The organism is Alphaproteobacteria bacterium (genome assembly GCA_026400645.1).
Classification (GTDB): Bacteria; Pseudomonadota; Alphaproteobacteria; order Paracaedibacterales; family CAIULA01; genus JAPLOP01.
On record JAPLOP010000014.1, the window covers coordinates 1 to 18,242 of the forward strand.

An 18,242-nucleotide genomic window follows, 5' to 3' on the forward strand; every position below is an offset into this window, starting at 1 on the left:
AAAATCCTGCGGCAGGTTTATGCCCATGACAAGGAGGCCAAAACCATGACACCCGCACTACGCCTCGGGCATCATAAACAGCATAGCGTCCCGTTGATGGAGGATCTTTTGATTTGGCTGAACAGACAATTTGAGGAGCATTTGGTGGAGCCCAACTCTCATTTGGGAAAAAGCATTAAGTATCTCTTGAACCATTGGCATGCCCTGACACAGTTCATGCGTGTGGAGGGAATGCCGATTGATAACAATCATGTGGAGCGCGCCCTAAAGTTACCGATTCGAACCAGAAAGATGGCTCTGTTCCACAAAACAGAGCATGGGGCTTATGTGGGATCTTTGATCATGAGCCTCATACAAACAGCCATCGATAATGGGGTGAACCCTATTGAGTATCTAACGGCCGCTCAAGAAAACAAGTCTCGTGTTTTCAAAGAGCCCTCTTTGTGGGTGCCCTGGAAGTATCAGTATCAATTGCCAAAGAATCAACCAGAGAACCAGCAAAGAATTCAACCAGAGGGAAAGACATCCAAAGACAGAAAATCAAGAAGTGACCCTGCATCATTTTCTGGGGTTGACCTCGCTGCCTGAGGGAAACTCACGCCAATTTTCTGGAATATTGGCTACCGTTGGATTCGCTTGTGCCAGGATCAGCAACAAGTCCCCCGATCTGATGGGTACTGCCGTGTTTTTGGACCCATCACTCTTGGCGTCAGCACAGGAAGAGGGTGTTTTGGATGTTTCCGTTGATATTTCCTTGGGCACTGTTTTACAGGATACTTCTTTACAAGACGCTGGCCACCAAGCGAGCTTCCCTTTGGAAAACCGCTTCTGACACAACCAAAATCCGGACCCATCATAAACCAAGAGCTTGATCGATGTGCCTGAGCGATTGCGAAAGGCAAAGATGGTCCCCGAAAAAGGATCGTCTTCAAGGGCGCGCTTGCATAGCGCCACAAGACCATCGATGCCTTTTCTAAAATCAACCGGGACGATTGCTAATTTAAGTCGGTGTTGAGGGGTGATTTGCAGCATGGGTCAGATCCAAAAATCGATGAGCCGTTCTTTTTGTGTGAGGGTCTGGGGCCCGGTCTGTGGTCATTCACCCCAGACCTCCCTGTTTTGAACCATTGGGACATTCTTGCAGAAAAAGGATGAGGGATTCCGATACAAGACTTAAGGGGGCCTGTTCCGCAAACCAAGTTGCGCCATCACCGCGTGTAATGGTCAGAGCAATGTTTGAAGGATCATTGGGGAATTTTCTGGAAAATTCCCTGGGAGATGGTTCCTCAAGGAAGCCTTCCTTGATGATGGTATTTGCAGTGGTATTTTGTATTGTGCGGTCAGAATCAGAGGGTTTGTCAGGCTTCAATAGGGTTAGATTTGGTGATTGGGGACCGGATAATTCGTGTCCTGTTGGACCAGATTCCATTGGACCAGATGTCGCTGGACCAGATGTCGTTGGCATTGGCTTATGGTCATTGATAGGATGATGGAAGAGCGGCACCTCAACAAAGTCAGGGGTATCAACAGATGCCAAGGTGTGGTTGTCTTTAACAATATGGTGGCCATTCATAAAGGTATCGATAGGAGTATTAACAGAAGACATGGGAAACGGAGCGACCTTATCAGCAGTCTTGGCAGTAACTGGAGCATCGATGCCCATGAATTGTTGCATCTGCTTTTCGGTAATCTTGAGTGATGACCGGATTGTATAGCGTGAATGGGATGATAAAAGCTCTTCAATCATCTCCCGTAAATAGTCTGGCGTTTTTTCTCGGAGATATTTTTTCGTTGTTCGCCAGTGTTCAAATTCTTGGATGGCTCTTGTTAATGTCAGAGGGTTTTTCATCTAAAACCTGATAATCATGAGGTGTTTGATGAAGGATATCGAACCTTAGGGGGCGAAGTTAAACAGTTTTATTGGACGGACATGCTCTAACGTGGTTGGCTTGGGACTGGAAGGCGGCGTAGAGGATGGGTCAGAGGGCGAGTCAGAGGATGGGGCGGTGTTATCAACCAAAAAAGGAATGGATTAAAGCGGAACCTCAATAAAGTCAAAGGCAGGATTTTGGGGTGTGGGGTTTTGGGGTGCTGATGGAAACCTCTTATTAAGTTGGGTCGCCATAGTGCCTGCGTTGAGTCCTAGCTTGGAAGCAATATGGCTCTTTTCGATACGTTTTTGTTAACTGTTGAACGCGTTCCCACAAAAATTCAGGGGTGGTCCCTCGTTTTGGGCGGCTATGACGCCACACCACAAACTCTTCTTTGACGGATTCAAGGGTAACGGATTCAGGGGTTACTGTGGGACAGGTCAATAAATTGGATGGCATTTAAACGATTCCTTTGCGAAAAAACGATTAAGAACCATCTTAACTGTATTGGTTGCCTTTAATCACACCACAGCGCTGGAAGGACACGGATAATTTATCAATCTCAGCTCGAATCCAAAGATCATATTTTGTTTATTTTAAAAAAACAAAATTCTGGCAAATACATTCAAAGCATTTAAACGGCAGACAAGAAAAAGTTATTCAACGTATGTTTGTGGAGGGTCCGGCTGGTTTTAGGGGCGGAATGAGCGCGCAAAAATACATGATCTTAATGGGGTGTTCCAAAGCGACTGCAACCAGAGATCTTGTGGATCTTTTAGAAAAAAAATGTTTTGTTCGTCTGCCAGGTTCTGGACCATCTTCACGTTATGGAATCAATCTAGAAATTTAAAAAGCCTCCAAACAAAGCCATGCAGATCAAAAGGATTACACAGAAATATTTATATGTACTTAAGTCAACCCAAGAACATCATGCATGGTATAAAGACCAGGTTCCTTTTTCCCCGCCAACCAATAGGCCGCAGCGATTGCCCCCCGTGCAAATAAAGCCCGCGAAAAACTGCGATGGGTGATTTCCAATGATTCCTCATCCCCCATAAAGCGTACGGTATGTTCACCGGGATAGGCCCCGCCCCTTTGGACAGAAAAGCCGATCTCGCCCGGCGCCCGAGGCCCTGTGTGACCATGGCGATTAAACCGCGCAACCTGATCAAGGGTTGTCTGGCGACCTTCAGCCACCACATCGCCCAATGCCAGGGCAGTCCCTGATGGCGCATCAACCTTGTGTTTATGATGAATTTCACTGATTTCAGCATCAAAATCATCCCCAAGGATTTGCGACAAACGCTTTACGACGTTTTGCATAATGGTGACGCCCAAACTTGTATTGGGTGCGTACAAAATGGGGATATATTGCGCAGCCGCGTTGATGGCATCTTTGTGTTCTGAGGATAATCCGGTCGTCCCAATCACAAGGGGTTTTTTATAGTCTATCGCATATCGAACATGATCAAATGTTGTCGACGGATTTGTGAAATCAACAACAATATCAGAATGGGCAAACAGGCTTTTTTGATCAGTGCTGAAAATAAGCCCAGGAATAATAGATTTTCCAACCAAGGGGCTGAGCGGCGATACTGTCGCCACCGCCAATCGGAACCTGGGGTCCTTTAACACAAATTCCGCAATCAGTTTCCCCATGCGCCCACCAGCGCCAGCCAATCCGATTCTAATCATTGTTAAATTTATCCCTTATGCTTTGGTGAAGCTGAATGATTTTTTTCATGTTCTGGGTATTTCGAATGCGAAAAGCAAAATCTTTAATCCGCTGATTTTTTTCACCATGCATAGGCATATGCATAGTCGTTTTCCAATATTTCCAAACTGTCGCGGGCGGCAGATTCAACAAAATGGACCCCAGCCGTTTTTTTCGCAGCCCCATTTTTTTGGCCGGCAACGGCGACAGGGGGCCATAGGTAAACTGGAGCAAACTTCCCGATTCTTTCATAACCGAAAAACAAGCCGTCACAATTCCGTTTTGCTCCTCCTCAGACAAATTGATCATGGGAATACCTGACACAACGGTCCCGACCTGCCCAATCCATTCAGCGGGCAGCAATTGCGACAGTTGGGTCGCATCCCCATGAATGACATGCACCCCTTTAAAGTTTTTCTTCAAGAAATGATACATTTCCTTGTCTAGTTCCACAATGGCCAGCGATTCAGGCTTCATCCCTGTACGCAAAAGCGCCTGGGTAAAACGCCCCGTACCAGCCCCGATTTCAACAATCAGCTGATCATCACTATTGGCAACGTGCGTGCAAATAAATGTGGCTAACGCCGGTGAACTTGGGACAATGGCACCCACGGACTTTGGATTTTTCATAAGCTTTCGCAAAAACAAAAGCCGTTCATCGCGTTTGCGGATATTAGGCGCGGGCACAATTATCCTCGTGTTTTGCAGGGGCGTCTTTGACCGTATAATGCCACACAAAACCAGGGGGAAAATTAAGCCACAAACTACCTGTGCGTTTTTGATTAATCGTATCAACAAAGGTCATGGGTGATTTTGGACTGTATGTAACCTGGAATAGTGGCCCGGCTGGATGCATGACATCAAAGGCTGCTTTAACGATCCGTTCTCGTACTGTTAACGGCAGATACATCAAGGGCACCACCGACACAACGGCCGCCACCTTTCCCACGTACTGCGCCGGAATCAACGACACGAGGTTCGCGGCATCCCCCTCGATCACAAGGGGGGATGGTGCGTTTTCTGGCACGACCGTTGGCAGGCTTTTCCTTAGGAAACCACACAAATCTGGGTCCAATTCCACGACGATAAGGTTTTCAGGCTTAATCCCCGCCGCCAATAATGACCGTGTTAGGCGCCCCGTGCCGGCGCCAATCTCGATCACAATCCCATCCTTGACCCCATCAGACTGCATCACCTTGTTTGCTGCAAAATGTGCAAACTTTGACGTGATCGGCGCAAATGTCCCCAGCTGCATTGGCTTGCTAAGCCAGGTTTTAAAGAACAATTTATTCTCTTGCTTGCGAATCATTTGTTCAGTCGCACTGTGCGCAGAAGCCAAAGGACGAGAACTATTCATAGTCTATCCAACCGATCGTTTTCTTTTATTTATACACGATTTCTAATGCTGTAGCAACTGTTGGGGTTTTTGGGTTTAGAGCACCTTTATCCCTTTTAATTTGATCCCGAGGACCCTTTCGTCATCAGACATCCCAAGACGTTTAGGCGAATCAGCACCATCAACAACAAATTTTAGTTTATTGACGCCCATCACGGCAGGATATGTGAAATGAGCGATGCAAAACAATTCATTGGTAGCCTTAAATGAAAAAAGCTCACCACCTAACCCATCAAAAATCGATAATCCAAGATCGCCGCCCGAAAAAGGCATAAAGGCATGGAATAAAATTTCCATTTTATAGGGTTTTGCCTCATTAGACCCAAACAAAATCTCCGCTTGATCTGATGACCATGTGCCGGTAGATTCTCTATTATAAAAACCTATTCCGTCCACAAAAAATCTGCTGAGATTTCCGGCCGTAAAGATATCGGTTGCCCCAGATTCTATTGAATTTATACCCTTAATATCAACTGATTCTAAATAATAATGAAGATTGCGATGATCATCAAACTGAGAATTATCCTCAGACGGATTACCGAATGGCATAGTGAGGCTAAAATTTTCTGGCTTGACAATGGCACGCATGAAAAAAATCTTCGATCTAATGGGATCATAAATTAGTCTCTCCGTTATATCATTTTCACCCTTTAAAATTACTTCAGAGGCATTTGTTTCTTTGTAAAGATGCCCGGGCAAGTCAATTAATAAAAAATGATAAATTGCGTTAGGGAATATCGTAAATGCTGTGCGACCACCTGTTAACCACCTTGCTTTGGTTCCGTAGTCTAAGAGAGCAAATCCATCACGAAGGACAATATCACCAGCGAAAGAGATGTGCGATGCCGTTTCTTCGGGAAAAAAATTAATTATTCCATCCAAGCCAGATCCCATCTTCTGATCAATACATCGAACAGCCGAGACGCTTTCTTGAAGAGGGCCAAATGGTCCTAGGGGCAATTTTGAAGAATCGTGACAAGGCTCCTGTGATTCGAGACGATGAAATGATGCCGCAGACCAACTATACTTACGCACAACCTTATTCCAGCTTTCTCCGTATAAGCGCGTCAATGTTTCCTCAAATCTATTGGGGGCATTTATCATAAGCCCCCCAAATTTTTTACGTTGAATGGGAAAGGTCTCATTTTCAAGCACCGAATAGAAAGAAAAGTTTTTGCGAAATACGGTAATGCCTGCCAAAAATTGACCCCTTCGGATACTAACGGCATCTTCCTCATACTGCACTAGACAATTCAAACTTTGTAAAATCGATAAGGCCCTATCGATTCCCTTGATATTGCCATCAAAAATTGCAATGTCAATATCGATATCCCACGGAATATAGCCTTCATGACGAACGGAGCCCAATAATGTTCCTTGCGTTGCCACATATATCGCCCCACTTACCGTAAACGCATCATCAATATCTTTCATTAGCTGATAAAATCCAAGCGCCCTCTCTGGACCAGCATCGTCCGTTACAAATTCCTGTTGCACGGCTATTTCTTTTTCCTCAATCTCTGTTTTTGTGTTCCCTGTTGCAATTTTTGCAACAATTTCTGTGGTTGATATGTCAGGTGTTCTTGGCAAATAAATCATTTGGCATGTTGGGTGGATGGTGTCAAATTTTCCCGCCCAATCATCGCCCAGAATCATAATGTCAGCCTTGTATTGATCAATAAAAGCAGGCTTTTGGTTATAGTCACTCTCGTAAAAGCATTCATCAACATATTTCAAGCTTTCTATCATCCTGAGCCTATGTTCTTGTGGGTAAACGGGCATTTTCCCCTTTCGTCGAAATGAAAATTCATCTGTTGACACACCAACGATGAGTTTTGAACCATATTCCCTTGCCCGTTGCAAAATATTTAAATGCCCAATATGAAAAAGATCGAATGTTCCAAATGTAAGAACCGTTTTTCCATGCTGCCGCACATCACTACCTTGATCGAGCCGGGCAATTTCATCCACAATGGATGGCAAAAAAGATGCTTGCGATGATTGAGAGTCCATTTTTCGGTCAGTCTCATCATGAGCCATAGCGCTATAAATCGTTATAATTGTAAATAAAAAACATAGGAAATTATTTTTTTTCATTTCAGCACCCTCAATTTTAAGTTTCTTTATTGTAATGATAGGAAGAATATATAAAAAATAAAAATTATGTGCCTCCTGTCAAAGTCAACCTGAATAGTCCTGCCGTATAAGACAACTCATAATTTAATAGATCCTCAAAATTTACAGAATACAAAGATGAATCACCGGGGAAAAGTAAATCAAGCTCTTCGTGGCTTTTTACTTCAATATTCCTTGATAAATAAATTTTGAAAACTTCTTCTGTACTTTTGAGATTTTCCAACATTATGAACGGGGAGGACCCATCGATAACAGGAAATCCAACATCATTCATACAGTTAGTTGCTATATATAAAAAACCCTCTGGTGCAATAAGATTCTTAGAGCTATTCTTGGGCAAAATCCCAATATCCTTTATTATTAATGTTACGACACCTGCATTTGATGTGTTATTTTTAATTCTTAACGTTTTAAAAACATTAACCTTGATAATTGTGTTAGATCGTTTTGAATCCAGAGCCCTTAATGAATATTTAAATTCTCTTGATGGGCTAAGTGTTCTAACATTATCCAGACGGAGAGTGTCTTGATGCGTTTCTGCAATATTAAAAATTTGATCCTCGAGAACAAACTTCTCAGAAAATATTTGATAAGAACGTCGTGCCATTTTCGCCGCATCTACTGGATTTTTGCGAATCCACTGGAAATAATCCATTATTTGATTGAAGATCATTTCTGGCGCATTTTGATGGTCAATATAAAAAATGCTATCGCCAAAATTTTTCATAACAAAAGGAAGCTTATCGCTAATTATTAACGATGAAGACGCCGCAGCCTCGAAAATTCTTGCCGAAGGTTCATCACGCTCAAGATGTTTCTTTGAGTGAAAAACCAAGGAGACACCACTTTCTTGAGCAGCACTGATAACTGAATCACAAAAACCGCGGTAGCTCTTATATCCATTTCCCCAAGCGCTCTGTGGGCCAAATAAATCCAAAAATCCGGTTTTATCAATACCTCTAATTACCGCTACTTGCCTTTGATCCCAATTCGCTCCGCAAAAAAATAATCTAGCGGTTGCAAAATCTATATTTCTAAAAGATTGTCCGGGTAAAGAAAATTTTACATCAATGGATGGATAGGAGAAAAAACCCTCAATATCTCCTATATTTGAGACTCTTCCCACGTTAAAAGCTCTTTTAAACCGGCCATAAAAAGGAGTAGACACGCCATGTTCCTTAAAGCATTCGGATATTTCGTAATCCGTTGGAGTGTGAACATATAAGTAACTATATTCAGGGAGGGGATTTTGATAAGGAGTCTCCCAGAGAGAAATCGAACACACAAGAAATATATTCTGCGGATTTATTTCATTCTGTTCTGCCAAAGGAAAATCGTGGATTACACAAGAATCCAATCCCATTTTTTTGCATTGCATCACACTGTATGGTATGGATGTAGATTCACCTAAACGATTAGGAGGCGTAACATGGGAATAAACCATAGATGGGAGGAAATGGAATTCCCGAAAATCCATATCATCCGCCGCATCGCATAAATTACAGAAAAAAAACAAAATTAAAATTACTGCGAACAACCTCATTGAAACACCCACCACTAAAAAAGATTTTTTATAGAATTCTTGTAATAAAAACAATCTTACAATTCATCGCTTAAGCATATATTCATAAATTGTACCGCCAGAATCCTTTTATCATCCCACATCTGCAAATCCGAGGGGGACTTGGCCATTTCATATTGAAAATATATCTTATAAAGCCCCTCTGCTGGATCAACCGTAGCTCTAAACCTCTGTATCCTATTTTGAGAATCAAATTTTAAGCTACCAATTATATTTTTCGTCTCATCGTAAGCACTCAATGCAACATATGGATTTTTTTCACTAACAAAACCTTTCATGTCTATCGAAATTACGCGTGGACCCTGGCTTTGCGAAAAGAATAAACTCATTTGCGAGTCAGACCCATTGGACCACGTTCCATCTTGCTCAGGATAAGAAAATCCCTTTATGAGCCGCATAAAGGACTGAGGGCGAAATTGAATCCGGATATTTCTAGGAAAATATGTTATCGGAGGGGTTACACTAGCCCTAGCTTCAATACATTTAATGAGGTTCGATTCAAAAAATGAGGAACTATTTCTCCATGTGAATTTGCGACTAACTACAAAAGCATCCTTGATCTTTTCTTCTCGCAATGCTTTTGACATAGAAGCAGCCTCCATAATTCTCGCCGCAAGAGATTCACAATTGTTCGCTTGATAGAATACAGAGCACTCCCTTTCTTTCAAGAACTCAAAGGCGGGAATATCTGGCACGATAACAGGAATTCCAAAATTTAACGCAAGCATCACAGAGCCGCTTGACATCATGTCTTCATGCTGTGCAAACACAATAAAATCAGAAGAGTTATAATAATCCTGGAGCTGATCTCCCGGACAAACTCCGTCGACAAATTTTGCATTCTTAATCCGCTTAATCCGATTCACTAAAGGCTTGTAATACGTCTCGTATTCAAATCCAATGTGACCTCCGGTAATTAAGAAAAGAATATTTTCTGCAGAATTAAATTTCTCCATTGCATCTACAAAAATATGTGTCTGCTTGTATCTTCTGATATTAGATAAAAAACTAATAACAGTTTTATCGACAGAAATTCCTAATTTTATTCTTGCTTCAGGCCTGGAAATGATGTTTGGATAATATTTTTCGTATTCACCGTGACGGGCAAACAACATTTTATTTAGACTTAATGTATAAAATTTTCTTAAGACTTTTGTTGTTTCGAAATTAAACAAATGAGTAATATCAGAAAGATCATGAAGTGATTGATTTTTTTGTTTTTCCAGCTCTAAAAAAGGATGCTCCACTTGAAAAGCATCATTCCACATATAAACATAAACTCCTCCCATTTTCCGGAATTTTGGAATATCTACGTGAACATAATTTATACATTCACTCCTGTAGGAATCTCTTGAAATATCCGGCGGTGCCCAACAAGGGAACAAATCACAATAAACAACAGGCTGCTGTGTTCTTTCAATTTCTTGCATCGCTTGCCCAAGAGTTCCCTCACTAACATCAAACTTTGAAGACATGGATGTATACAAAAGTTTGCTAAATGGATTAAAATCTCCAATATGCTGATAATATAATTTTACAGGATCTAAAAGAGTGGAAATTCCTTTCAAATACGTCAAAGAGGGGCTTAGGTTATCATTGTTCCGTAAATTCTGAAATATATGATCTTTTAACTTTCTAGAAATCACAATAGGCTCCTTTTCTAGGGTCAACTGCAGGGTATTGTTTTTGACAATGGCATTTAAAAACAGGGATGATGCCCCCTGCAACCTAGCCCCCGCCAGATGATAACTTAACGGAAAGGGGATGATGGCAAAGCGGGATCGATGGATTCCCCCGGTGCCACTGTGTACGAACCAAAAATATGATAAGAAGCCGCCTCGTCAGCCGACGATTCATTGGTGCTTTTTATGCTGGTGGATGTATCGCCAATAACCGGAAAGCCTGATGCATCGATACCATTTGACACAATAAAGCGATTCTGGTCCGTGAATGTATGCGTGAATGTTTCCCCGGGTTTCATACGGTGCGATATTGAAAATACGACATCAATATCAACAGGGCGATCAGTTGTATTGACCAATTGCGGCGTTGATACTTTGGCATGCCCCAAAAGATCATTAATGGTCCGGTGATGGCCAAGGAAATCGGTAACACTGCTACTTGTTGCTGCCAGCAATGACGATGATAAAATCGTGCTGCTTAATAAAACGCTTGATAGTATTTTGATCATGATAAGTCTCTTCTCGTCAGGAATTATTTTATTGAAACATCAAAAAAGTATAGAAACATCTGCCGATCTGTTCATCCGATGATTCATTGCCGGAATCCTCAATGGAATAAAAAACAGTGCGTGGCATAATGATATTTCTAAGGGATTGCCCAAAAGCCCCCGGTTTGTTAGCCGCACTGTAATACGCCAACGTTAAGGGGACGGATCCGCCACGAAACACGGTGTCGGTCAAATCTCCCGGTTGATTCTTGGCCAAATAAGCCGGGCCCCGTGCCGAAAAATTCCGCTGAATCAGGGTGATCGCATCCAAAATAATAGGGTGGCCCGGCTGACATCCAAAGAAATAATCCCCGGCATAACAACAGTTGGCCCCGCCATCAATCCCGGCATAAAAATCAACCGACTGGTGAAAGGCTAATGGGGATTTGCTCAGGCTATAATCCAAGCTCCGATAGGCACCACCGAATTGATTCAAAATGTCATAACCAAGCAACCGCGATGCCAGATCATAATGACCAGCGGATGCAACTTGATGGGGCAAATCTCCCAATAATGGGCCCGTTAATTCATGGGCATTTTTAATCGTGATATGATTGGCTAGCGCCGGGTCAATCCCAAGGAACGATGCATCTTTCATTTGGGCTTCGTCAAAAACCCAAAGGTAGTATTGCCACCCCTGACTGCTGTCCGTTTTTTGGACAGCTCTGATTGTGTCTGCGAACCATTGTCCGTATTGTTCCGGAAATTCCCTGTCGCCCAATATTGGCCAAACGGAATGAATAATATGGGGAATTTCTGAACGAGAAGCCGAACGGGGAGAGTGAGCTGCCCTTGATAAATAGGGTTCATTTTTTTCATAATTTCTTTGCATCATTCCATAAAGATCGGATGGTCTCACCCCCTCAAAACGGCAGATTTCATCGCGAAATGTGGCTGGAATTTCATGGACGTCTTCATTGTCGGCATAGGCTGCGCTGTAAAAATTAAACTCCGGGTGTGTGGGGTGTGATCGTTTTGAATAGAGGTGCAATTGCTCAGTCGGATCCGACAAAGGCAAGCCAGCGGATATTTTAATAAGATCACCCACCGCAGATACCTGAAAGGCCAAATCATCATTTTGGAAATGGATGAAATTCAGGGCACTTGTCCCATGCGCAATTATGTCAACCGTTTGTGATGCCGGGATAGCATAGTCGTGGCTAAGCCAAAAATCCACCCCCAAGGCCGAGTTTTTCTTTAATTGTTGATGGTCGCGACTTTTAACAACGGGAAAGCCATCCTTATCGTTTTCTTCAAAAGTTATGTAATCATAACCAGCCGGAGCAATCTTACAAAGAACGATGTCGTCAGCAGAGGGCAAAATTTGTTGCCTAAAAATCGCCTCCACAGTCAATGAAGCCGTCGTAGTATTGGCAATACTAAACCTTGTTGGCTGCGTTGTTTCCAAAAGCTGATTCAAATCTTTTTCTGTTGTTGATGACGCAGATGCCCACCCCATAGTCGACACAATAGCAGTCACAATAATCGACTTGATCAGTACTGAAAGATTCATAAAATTCCCTTTATCTGCTTAGCTTATCTAAAACTTTAGAAGATAAAGATTAATTTTTAGTTAAAAGCTACCGTGTTTTTATGCTTTTTTCAGGTGGATTTCTGAAAAGTTGGCAGCACAAAAAAGCTTGCCACAAAATTCCAACATTTCCATTTGGTTTGGGTATAGAATTGCAAGCAAGGATGTCTAAAAAATGCGGTTTTATGATTAAGTACTGGGTCTTGCTCTGCTGCTATTTTCTTTTGTCGACACAGCCGATTATATCTGGGGAGCATTTTTCGCTGATGTTGAGCGAGGAGGAGCAAAAAGCCCTGTCAACTATCTTGAGCCCCAAAGATTCCACACAATCCACTAACGAAAATCAACAGGACAAGAAAACAAATCCCCTTGCGCAAAATGTAAATGGCGTTTACTTGTTTTTGTCAGCGATTATGTATTTTAATGACCAAAAATGGACAGTATGGATTAATGATCAACCCCTCAGCGATCTTTCGACCAGAATTCCCTCTTTTTTATTAAAGAAAGTGTCACCACACAGTGTTACATTAACCTCGTCAAATCAACCAGGCACAGAAATCACCCTAAGGCCCAACCAGACCTATATCCTGGACCGCAACAAACTAATCGATGGAGACGGGCGCCCAAAGGCCCCCCTTGCAAAACCATGAATATTCTTTTCATCACATGCAGCCGAATTGGCGACGCTGTCTTGACAACCGGCATCCTAAAATTCATAGAACACGCTTTCCCGGGGGCAAAAGTAACCATTGCGGTTGACCCCCTGCCGGCGCCCTTGTTCAAAGATTACCCCCTGTTGGATCGGCTGATTGTTTTTCCCAAAAAAAAACATAGCCGTCATTGGGTAGATTTATGGATGCAAACTGTTGCCAGAAAATGGGATTGGGTGATCGATTGCAGGGGATCCGTTGTATCCTATGGGCTTTGGGCAAAAAAACGAAGCCTCTGGCACAGCACCCCAGGCGACACCCGTCACAAGGTGGAACAAATTTCTGGAATGGCGGGGATTCCAACAACGTCGACGCATCTTTGGTTTTCAGCGTGTCGACAGGAAAAGGCCAAAGCCCTTTTACCCGACGATCATCCCTATTTGGCGATGGCCCCCGCGGCAAATTGGATTGGAAAACAATGGCCAATTGAATTTTTTACCGATCTTGCCGGTCAATTCATCACAACCTATCCTAGCGCCAAAATTGCCATTTTTGCGGCCCCGCACGAACAGGCGATGGTTCAACCCTTGCTCAATCAGCTCCCTTCGCATGCTTGCGTTGACTTCATTAAAAACCCCCTTGATTTAGCAGATGTCGCGGCCTGTATTCAACGATGCCGTGTTTTCATTGGGAACGATTCTGGGTTGATGCACATAGCTGCAGCCGTTAAAACACCCACGATTGGATTGTTTGGTCCCTCCAGGGAAGAAAATTATGGACCTTGGCAATCCCCAAACGAGGATCTGCATAGAGTCGTTCGTATCCCCCTAAGCTATGAACAGCTGGCGCAAACACCGGGATTTTCACATAAATGCCAGACGTGTTTTATGACGTCCCTGACGACAGAAAAGGTTTGGCTAAGCCTTAGGGATCGCTGGGATTTCTCTACTTTGTCGTAACACGAAGATTCTTAACCAAAACCTTCATCAGGGCACGAATAAAGGGCGGGCAATGCTCTAATTCCTCGGTCAGTTTCTTTCCTGAAACGCGAATGCAGATTGTTGGCTCCGACGCGGTCGCCGTTGCTGTACGCGGGGCACTATCAACAAAGGCCATTTCCCCAAAAATTCGCCCCGGTCCCAATTGAGTGATCGTTTTTCTGACCCCATCTTTTAAGTGCCATATTTCAACAAGGCCCTTTTCTATGATATACAAATTCCGCGCTTCTTCGCCCTGGACGATAATGCTGTCGCCTTTCTTGTAATCTTTGCGATCATAAATTTCAAGTTCCACAGCAATTATTTTCTTAAAGTTTTCCTTAACTTTAAGGATAGGGGGTGAAACATTAATAAAACGTAAAGACTAGGAAATTTTATCGGGGCGAAATCCTGTGGCAACCAAATACATCTCGGACGATTCTTGGCGACTGGACGGCGGTTTAAAATGAACCACTTTGGCAAAATGCTTTTTAAGTTTTTGCAACAGGACGTTTTCTGTTCCCCCCCTTAGAACTTTTGCGACCATCGCGCCATTTGGCTTAAGCGATAGAAAACAAAAATCATAAACCATTTCCAGCAATATCATAATACGCATATGATCAACAGATGACATACCGCACGCTGGCGCTGCCATATCACTCAGGATCACATCGGCCTTTTTCCCGGACAAAAGATCGGCAAGCTTGGAAAGTGTGGCCGCCTCTAAAAAATCCCCCTGAATAATGTGCCCGCCTTCCTCCAATGCCTCCATTGGCTGCAGATCAACCGCGATGATTGTTCCTTTTGTTCCCACTTTTTTCAACGTTACCTGGCTCCATCCACCAGGGGCCGCCCCCAAATCAATGACCGTTGCCCCCGACTTTAGCAGACGAAATTTTTGATCCAAATCCAATAATTTATAGGCAGATCGGGATCGATACCCCTCTGTTTTGGCATTTTGAACATAGGGATCGTTGATTTGGCGCAAAAGCCATCGCTTGGAAGACGCAGTTCTTTTTTTGCCATCTTTTAAGATTTGTTTATGCGGACGATTCGGTGATAACGGCTTTTCGCGCATATCATTTATCCTGTTTTGTTAAACGATTGTTAATCATTTTATTGATACAATGGGCATAGGTAGATATAAAATTGAGTGTTGTCATGATTCGAAAAGGTAATGGGCTTGTCATTTTTTCAGCAATTTCAGTGGTAGGGGTATTGATTTTTTCTGAATTCCTATCCAACCTTGTAAACTTAGATCATTATACCCAGCTTTATCAAGCTAGACATGTTTTAAAAAGTTTTTTGATTATTACAGCAGCCTATCTTTTTATTCGTCTTTTAAAAGGAGCGATGGCAGAAAACTATCAAAAACGCCACCAGGCCCCCATCCCAAAACTATGGATAGATTTAATAAGCACAGTCATTCTTGTTATCACAGTAATATTTATCATATCACACGTATATGGCCAAGAAATATCTACTCTGATTACATCGGCAAGTCTTTTGGGCGCCGGCATGGCCTTTGCGCTTCAGGGATTTTTCTTGGATGGTTTTTCCAGTATTATTCTTGATGTTGAAAGACCGTTCAAAATAGGGGATTGGATAAAAACATCTTCCGACATAGAGGGGCGCGTCATTAATTTAGGCTGGCGCCACACAACCCTTTTAACCCTTGATGATCAAATCATCATTGTTCCCAATGGAAAATTGTTAAGCGAGCCATTGATCAACCTTAGCCGACCTGATTCGTCTTACAGACAAACGGTAGAGGTTGTTATCGATCACGATGTCCCTGTTGATCGGGCCCAACGGATTTTATATGCTGCAGCATGCAGTGCCAAGGGAGTTTGCCAACGCGATTGTCGAGTGTATGCCCATCAAACAAAAGAAGGCGGGGTTGTTTATCACATTCGTTACCGAATCGAAGACCACGAAAAACATCGCGAAGTCCGTCACGCCGTCATCGAATCGGTTACGCGCCAGCTCCATCTTATGGGATTAAAAATATCAGAATCCCTTGGGGAATATTGCGATGTCTTTTATGAAAAGCAATCCAAGGAAAGCAAGACTCTGTCCTGGACTGAATCGGAATCCCCTCCCCTGACAGCATTTCTGTATCATGTTGATATTTTTGCGTCTTTGTCATTGGAGGACCTTGAGCAAATTTCCAAAACAGCGGTTAAGCATTTCGTGCGGGGCGGCCAAACGATCGTACAACAGGATGATCTAGGGTCATCCATGTTCATCGTTTTTGAAGGGTTGGTTGAGGTCATTTTAAAAACAACACAAAGCGATGGGACCGATCATCTGGAAACGATCAATGTCCTTCATCAGGGGGGATATTTTGGGGAACGTGCCCTGTTACTGGGGGAAAACCGTGTCGCAACCGTCAAGGCGAAAAGCGATGCAATTGTCTATGAAATCAAAAAGGAATCGTTTGGCTCTATATTGAAAAAAAATCCCGCCATAATACATGATATCGGGAACGTGATCGATAAAAGAGATTCCCAGATTTCGGAAGCATTATCCCATACGCATGAATCCGAGCATCAGTCAGATGAATACCTGCGCACCATTATAAAAGGGATCAAGACTTTTTTTAACATACGACATGACAGCACCCATCATGAATGATCGGAGCACGATTTATACCCCTTTCAGATCATTTTCCAGGGACGATGATCTGAAAGGGGTATAGAGGATAGAAACGAAACAAAAGCCAAGCAAGAAAGCACCAACGGAACAACCATAGGGGTATGCGCATAGTCCAACAACCCTGTTAATAATGATGGTAACAGTGCCATCAACGCGAACACAAAGTTGTAGCAAAATGCAACACCCGTGTAGCGTATTTTCACATGGAAGAGCGTAGTCAGAACCGAGAAATAGGCAGACCCAAACAAAGCGATAAAAAACTGATGGACAATCAAAAATAAAATCAAGCTCCATAGTGATCCTATATATAGCAAGCCAAACAGGGGAAAAGACAAAACTATATAGGATCCGGTGGCATAGGCAAGCATCCGAACTTTATTCGTAGAATCGGACATTTTGCCCAAAACCGGTAACGCAAAAACGGAAAACACAAGACTGATTGTTGTCGCGAAATAGACATCCCCCGGGCGATATCCGAACACAGAGCTAATATAGTAAGGATAATACAGATTCACAACAATCATGGCTGCAAAGAAATTGGTCAAGCATATGCCTTTGATAACAAGTGAAAAATTATTCTTTAGTAAATCAATAAAAGGATTGCCGGGTAAAATTGTTTGATTTTTAAAAACCGCGGTTTCTTCGAGCTTTGATCTCCCCATCAACAGAACAACACCCGCAATCCCCCCCATAATAAAGGGCAAGCGCCATCCCCAGGAAATAATTTGGACATCATCCAAGGCTGTGGTTAGCAGGAACAAAACCAAGCTAGCCACCAAAGCACCCATGCTTGTGCTGGCAATAATAAGACTAGAAAACCATCCCTGGTTTCTTTGCTGACCTTTTGTAGAAGAAAATTCCCCAACAATCGTGGCTGCCCCCGGCAATTCTCCGCCAAACGAAAGCCCCTGCATGATACGACAAATTGCCAATAAAATAGGCGCCAGAATCCCAGCCTTTTCAAAACTTGGCAACAGCCCAAGCGCCAGTGTACTGACCGTCATCAATCCGGTGAGCGCCAAGAAAGCACGTTTCCGCCCATAAACATCCCCAATAATACCAAACAAAACGCCACCGAACGGCCGCGCAAAATAACCAACAGCAAAAACAAGAAATGTTTGGATTATGGCTGACTGCGCGTTGCCCGATTCAAAAAATACAGCGCCTAAATATTTTGCCATCATCGCATAAACAACAAAATCGTAATATTCCACCATCGACCCCAAGCTGGCCCACAGGGTTATTTTACGAAGTGCATTGGTTTTTGTTTTCATTGACCCCTCATGTGGCACGAAGTTTGCATCTGTATCAGTAAACAGATTTATAATGGACGATTAGCGTGGTTGCTCTCTCCCTCAACATACTAGACAACAGTCGTTTGACCGACCTGCAGGGCGTGGCTCAAAATGGGATATTTCCCGAAATTGACCCCGCATCCAATGTGTCCTTTAAAAGCTTTTTGACTGAGGACCCAGCCACGCTTGATCAGGGTAATTC

The 18,242-nt window shown here is 43.0% G+C and carries 17 protein-coding genes and 1 pseudogene; 4 read left to right on the forward strand and 14 right to left on the reverse strand.

The window, feature by feature from the left end; all coding sequences use genetic code 11:
* On the forward strand, positions 1-588 hold a 588-nt coding region (locus tag NTX76_02040), incomplete at its 5' end, for a transposase (protein ID MCX7338049.1).
* Here NTX76_02040 and tnpB read toward each other — a convergent pair.
* From tnpB to NTX76_02095, 11 genes and pseudogenes are all read right to left on the reverse strand, one after another.
* On the reverse strand, positions 559-1,032 hold the full coding sequence (tnpB, locus tag NTX76_02045) for an IS66 family insertion sequence element accessory protein TnpB (protein MCX7338050.1): 474 nt from the start codon (positions 1,030-1,032) through the stop codon (positions 559-561). The two genes, NTX76_02040 and tnpB, sit on opposite strands and share 30 nt — an antisense overlap.
* Positions 1,033-1,099: 67 nt before the next feature.
* Positions 1,100-1,849 carry a hypothetical protein gene (locus tag NTX76_02050; protein MCX7338051.1) on the reverse strand — a complete coding sequence of 250 codons (750 nt, stop codon included), beginning with the start codon at positions 1,847-1,849 and terminating at the stop codon, positions 1,100-1,102.
* A gap of 931 nt (positions 1,850-2,780) precedes the next feature.
* Positions 2,781-3,566 carry a 4-hydroxy-tetrahydrodipicolinate reductase gene (gene dapB, locus NTX76_02055; GenBank protein MCX7338052.1) on the reverse strand — a complete coding sequence of 262 codons (786 nt, stop codon included), beginning with the start codon at positions 3,564-3,566 and terminating at the stop codon, positions 2,781-2,783.
* The gene (locus NTX76_02060) at positions 3,559-4,272 is read right to left on the reverse strand and encodes a methyltransferase domain-containing protein (GenBank protein MCX7338053.1); all 714 of its coding nucleotides are present in this window, start codon (positions 4,270-4,272) and stop codon (positions 3,559-3,561) included. Before NTX76_02060 ends, dapB begins: the two co-directional genes overlap by 8 nt.
* Positions 4,259-4,942, reverse strand: a complete 684-nt coding sequence (locus NTX76_02065) for a hypothetical protein (protein MCX7338054.1) — start codon at positions 4,940-4,942, stop codon at positions 4,259-4,261. The genes NTX76_02060 and NTX76_02065 overlap by 14 nt, the downstream gene beginning before the upstream one ends.
* 75 nt (positions 4,943-5,017) lie before the next feature.
* Positions 5,018-6,415 (reverse strand): LicD family protein, encoded by a 1,398-nt coding sequence (locus NTX76_02070; GenBank protein MCX7338055.1) that lies wholly within the window; start codon positions 6,413-6,415, stop codon positions 5,018-5,020.
* A gap of 117 nt (positions 6,416-6,532) precedes the next feature.
* Positions 6,533-6,916: pseudogene (locus tag NTX76_02075) on the reverse strand (adenylyltransferase/cytidyltransferase family protein).
* A gap of 226 nt (positions 6,917-7,142) precedes the next feature.
* Entirely contained in the window at positions 7,143-8,714 is a 1,572-nt protein-coding gene (locus NTX76_02080; protein ID MCX7338056.1) for a hypothetical protein, read from the reverse strand.
* A gap of 2 nt (positions 8,715-8,716) precedes the next feature.
* Positions 8,717-10,426, reverse strand: coding sequence for a glycosyltransferase (locus NTX76_02085; GenBank protein MCX7338057.1), 1,710 nt, complete (start codon positions 10,424-10,426; stop codon positions 8,717-8,719).
* 23 nt (positions 10,427-10,449) lie between these two features.
* A complete protein-coding gene (locus NTX76_02090) occupies positions 10,450-10,890 on the reverse strand; it encodes a hypothetical protein (protein MCX7338058.1) in 441 nt (146 codons plus the stop codon).
* 28 nt (positions 10,891-10,918) lie between these two features.
* Positions 10,919-12,442 carry a hypothetical protein gene (locus NTX76_02095; GenBank protein MCX7338059.1) on the reverse strand — a complete coding sequence of 508 codons (1,524 nt, stop codon included), beginning with the start codon at positions 12,440-12,442 and terminating at the stop codon, positions 10,919-10,921.
* 182 nt (positions 12,443-12,624) lie between these two features.
* Between NTX76_02095 and NTX76_02100 the strand changes: the two genes are divergently transcribed.
* On the forward strand, positions 12,625-13,110 hold the full coding sequence (locus NTX76_02100; protein MCX7338060.1) for a hypothetical protein: 486 nt from the start codon (positions 12,625-12,627) through the stop codon (positions 13,108-13,110).
* Positions 13,107-14,069 (forward strand): glycosyltransferase family 9 protein, encoded by a 963-nt coding sequence (locus tag NTX76_02105; protein MCX7338061.1) that lies wholly within the window; start codon positions 13,107-13,109, stop codon positions 14,067-14,069. The genes NTX76_02100 and NTX76_02105 overlap by 4 nt, the downstream gene beginning before the upstream one ends.
* Here NTX76_02105 and NTX76_02110 read toward each other — a convergent pair.
* Positions 14,056-14,403: a cyclic nucleotide-binding domain-containing protein gene (locus tag NTX76_02110; protein ID MCX7338062.1), complete on the reverse strand. Its 348-nt coding sequence runs from the start codon at positions 14,401-14,403 to the stop codon at positions 14,056-14,058. The two genes, NTX76_02105 and NTX76_02110, sit on opposite strands and share 14 nt — an antisense overlap.
* A gap of 69 nt (positions 14,404-14,472) precedes the next feature.
* Positions 14,473-15,165: an RlmE family RNA methyltransferase gene (locus NTX76_02115; protein ID MCX7338063.1), complete on the reverse strand. Its 693-nt coding sequence runs from the start codon at positions 15,163-15,165 to the stop codon at positions 14,473-14,475.
* An 83-nt stretch (positions 15,166-15,248) separates the two neighbouring features.
* Between NTX76_02115 and NTX76_02120 the strand changes: the two genes are divergently transcribed.
* A complete protein-coding gene (locus NTX76_02120) occupies positions 15,249-16,724 on the forward strand; it encodes a mechanosensitive ion channel family protein (protein MCX7338064.1) in 1,476 nt (491 codons plus the stop codon).
* A gap of 23 nt (positions 16,725-16,747) precedes the next feature.
* Here NTX76_02120 and NTX76_02125 read toward each other — a convergent pair whose 3' ends face one another.
* Positions 16,748-18,019 carry an MFS transporter gene (locus tag NTX76_02125; GenBank protein ID MCX7338065.1) on the reverse strand — a complete coding sequence of 424 codons (1,272 nt, stop codon included), beginning with the start codon at positions 18,017-18,019 and terminating at the stop codon, positions 16,748-16,750.
* Positions 18,020-18,242: the final 223 nt, after the last annotated feature.

What these genes read in the sequence shown, in the direction of transcription:
- NTX76_02070 (MCX7338055.1), bottom strand. Translation starts at nt 6,415, where the DNA reads ATGAAAGATATTGATGATGCGTTTACGGTAAGTGGGGCGATATATGTG.
- NTX76_02090 (MCX7338058.1), bottom strand. Translation starts at nt 10,890, where the DNA reads ATGATCAAAATACTATCAAGCGTTTTATTAAGCAGCACGATTTTATCA.
- dapB (MCX7338052.1), bottom strand. Translation starts at nt 3,566, where the DNA reads ATGATTAGAATCGGATTGGCTGGCGCTGGTGGGCGCATGGGGAAACTG.
- NTX76_02050 (MCX7338051.1), bottom strand. Translation starts at nt 1,849, where the DNA reads ATGAAAAACCCTCTGACATTAACAAGAGCCATCCAAGAATTTGAACAC.
- NTX76_02095 (MCX7338059.1), bottom strand. Translation starts at nt 12,442, where the DNA reads ATGAATCTTTCAGTACTGATCAAGTCGATTATTGTGACTGCTATTGTG.
- tnpB (MCX7338050.1), bottom strand. Translation starts at nt 1,032, where the DNA reads ATGCTGCAAATCACCCCTCAACACCGACTTAAATTAGCAATCGTCCCG.
- NTX76_02105 (MCX7338061.1), top strand. Translation starts at nt 13,107, where the DNA reads ATGAATATTCTTTTCATCACATGCAGCCGAATTGGCGACGCTGTCTTG.
- NTX76_02065 (MCX7338054.1), bottom strand. Translation starts at nt 4,942, where the DNA reads ATGAATAGTTCTCGTCCTTTGGCTTCTGCGCACAGTGCGACTGAACAA.
- NTX76_02100 (MCX7338060.1), top strand. Translation starts at nt 12,625, where the DNA reads ATGTCTAAAAAATGCGGTTTTATGATTAAGTACTGGGTCTTGCTCTGC.
- NTX76_02115 (MCX7338063.1), bottom strand. Translation starts at nt 15,165, where the DNA reads ATGCGCGAAAAGCCGTTATCACCGAATCGTCCGCATAAACAAATCTTA.
- NTX76_02125 (MCX7338065.1), bottom strand. Translation starts at nt 18,019, where the DNA reads ATGAAAACAAAAACCAATGCACTTCGTAAAATAACCCTGTGGGCCAGC.
- NTX76_02120 (MCX7338064.1), top strand. Translation starts at nt 15,249, where the DNA reads ATGATTCGAAAAGGTAATGGGCTTGTCATTTTTTCAGCAATTTCAGTG.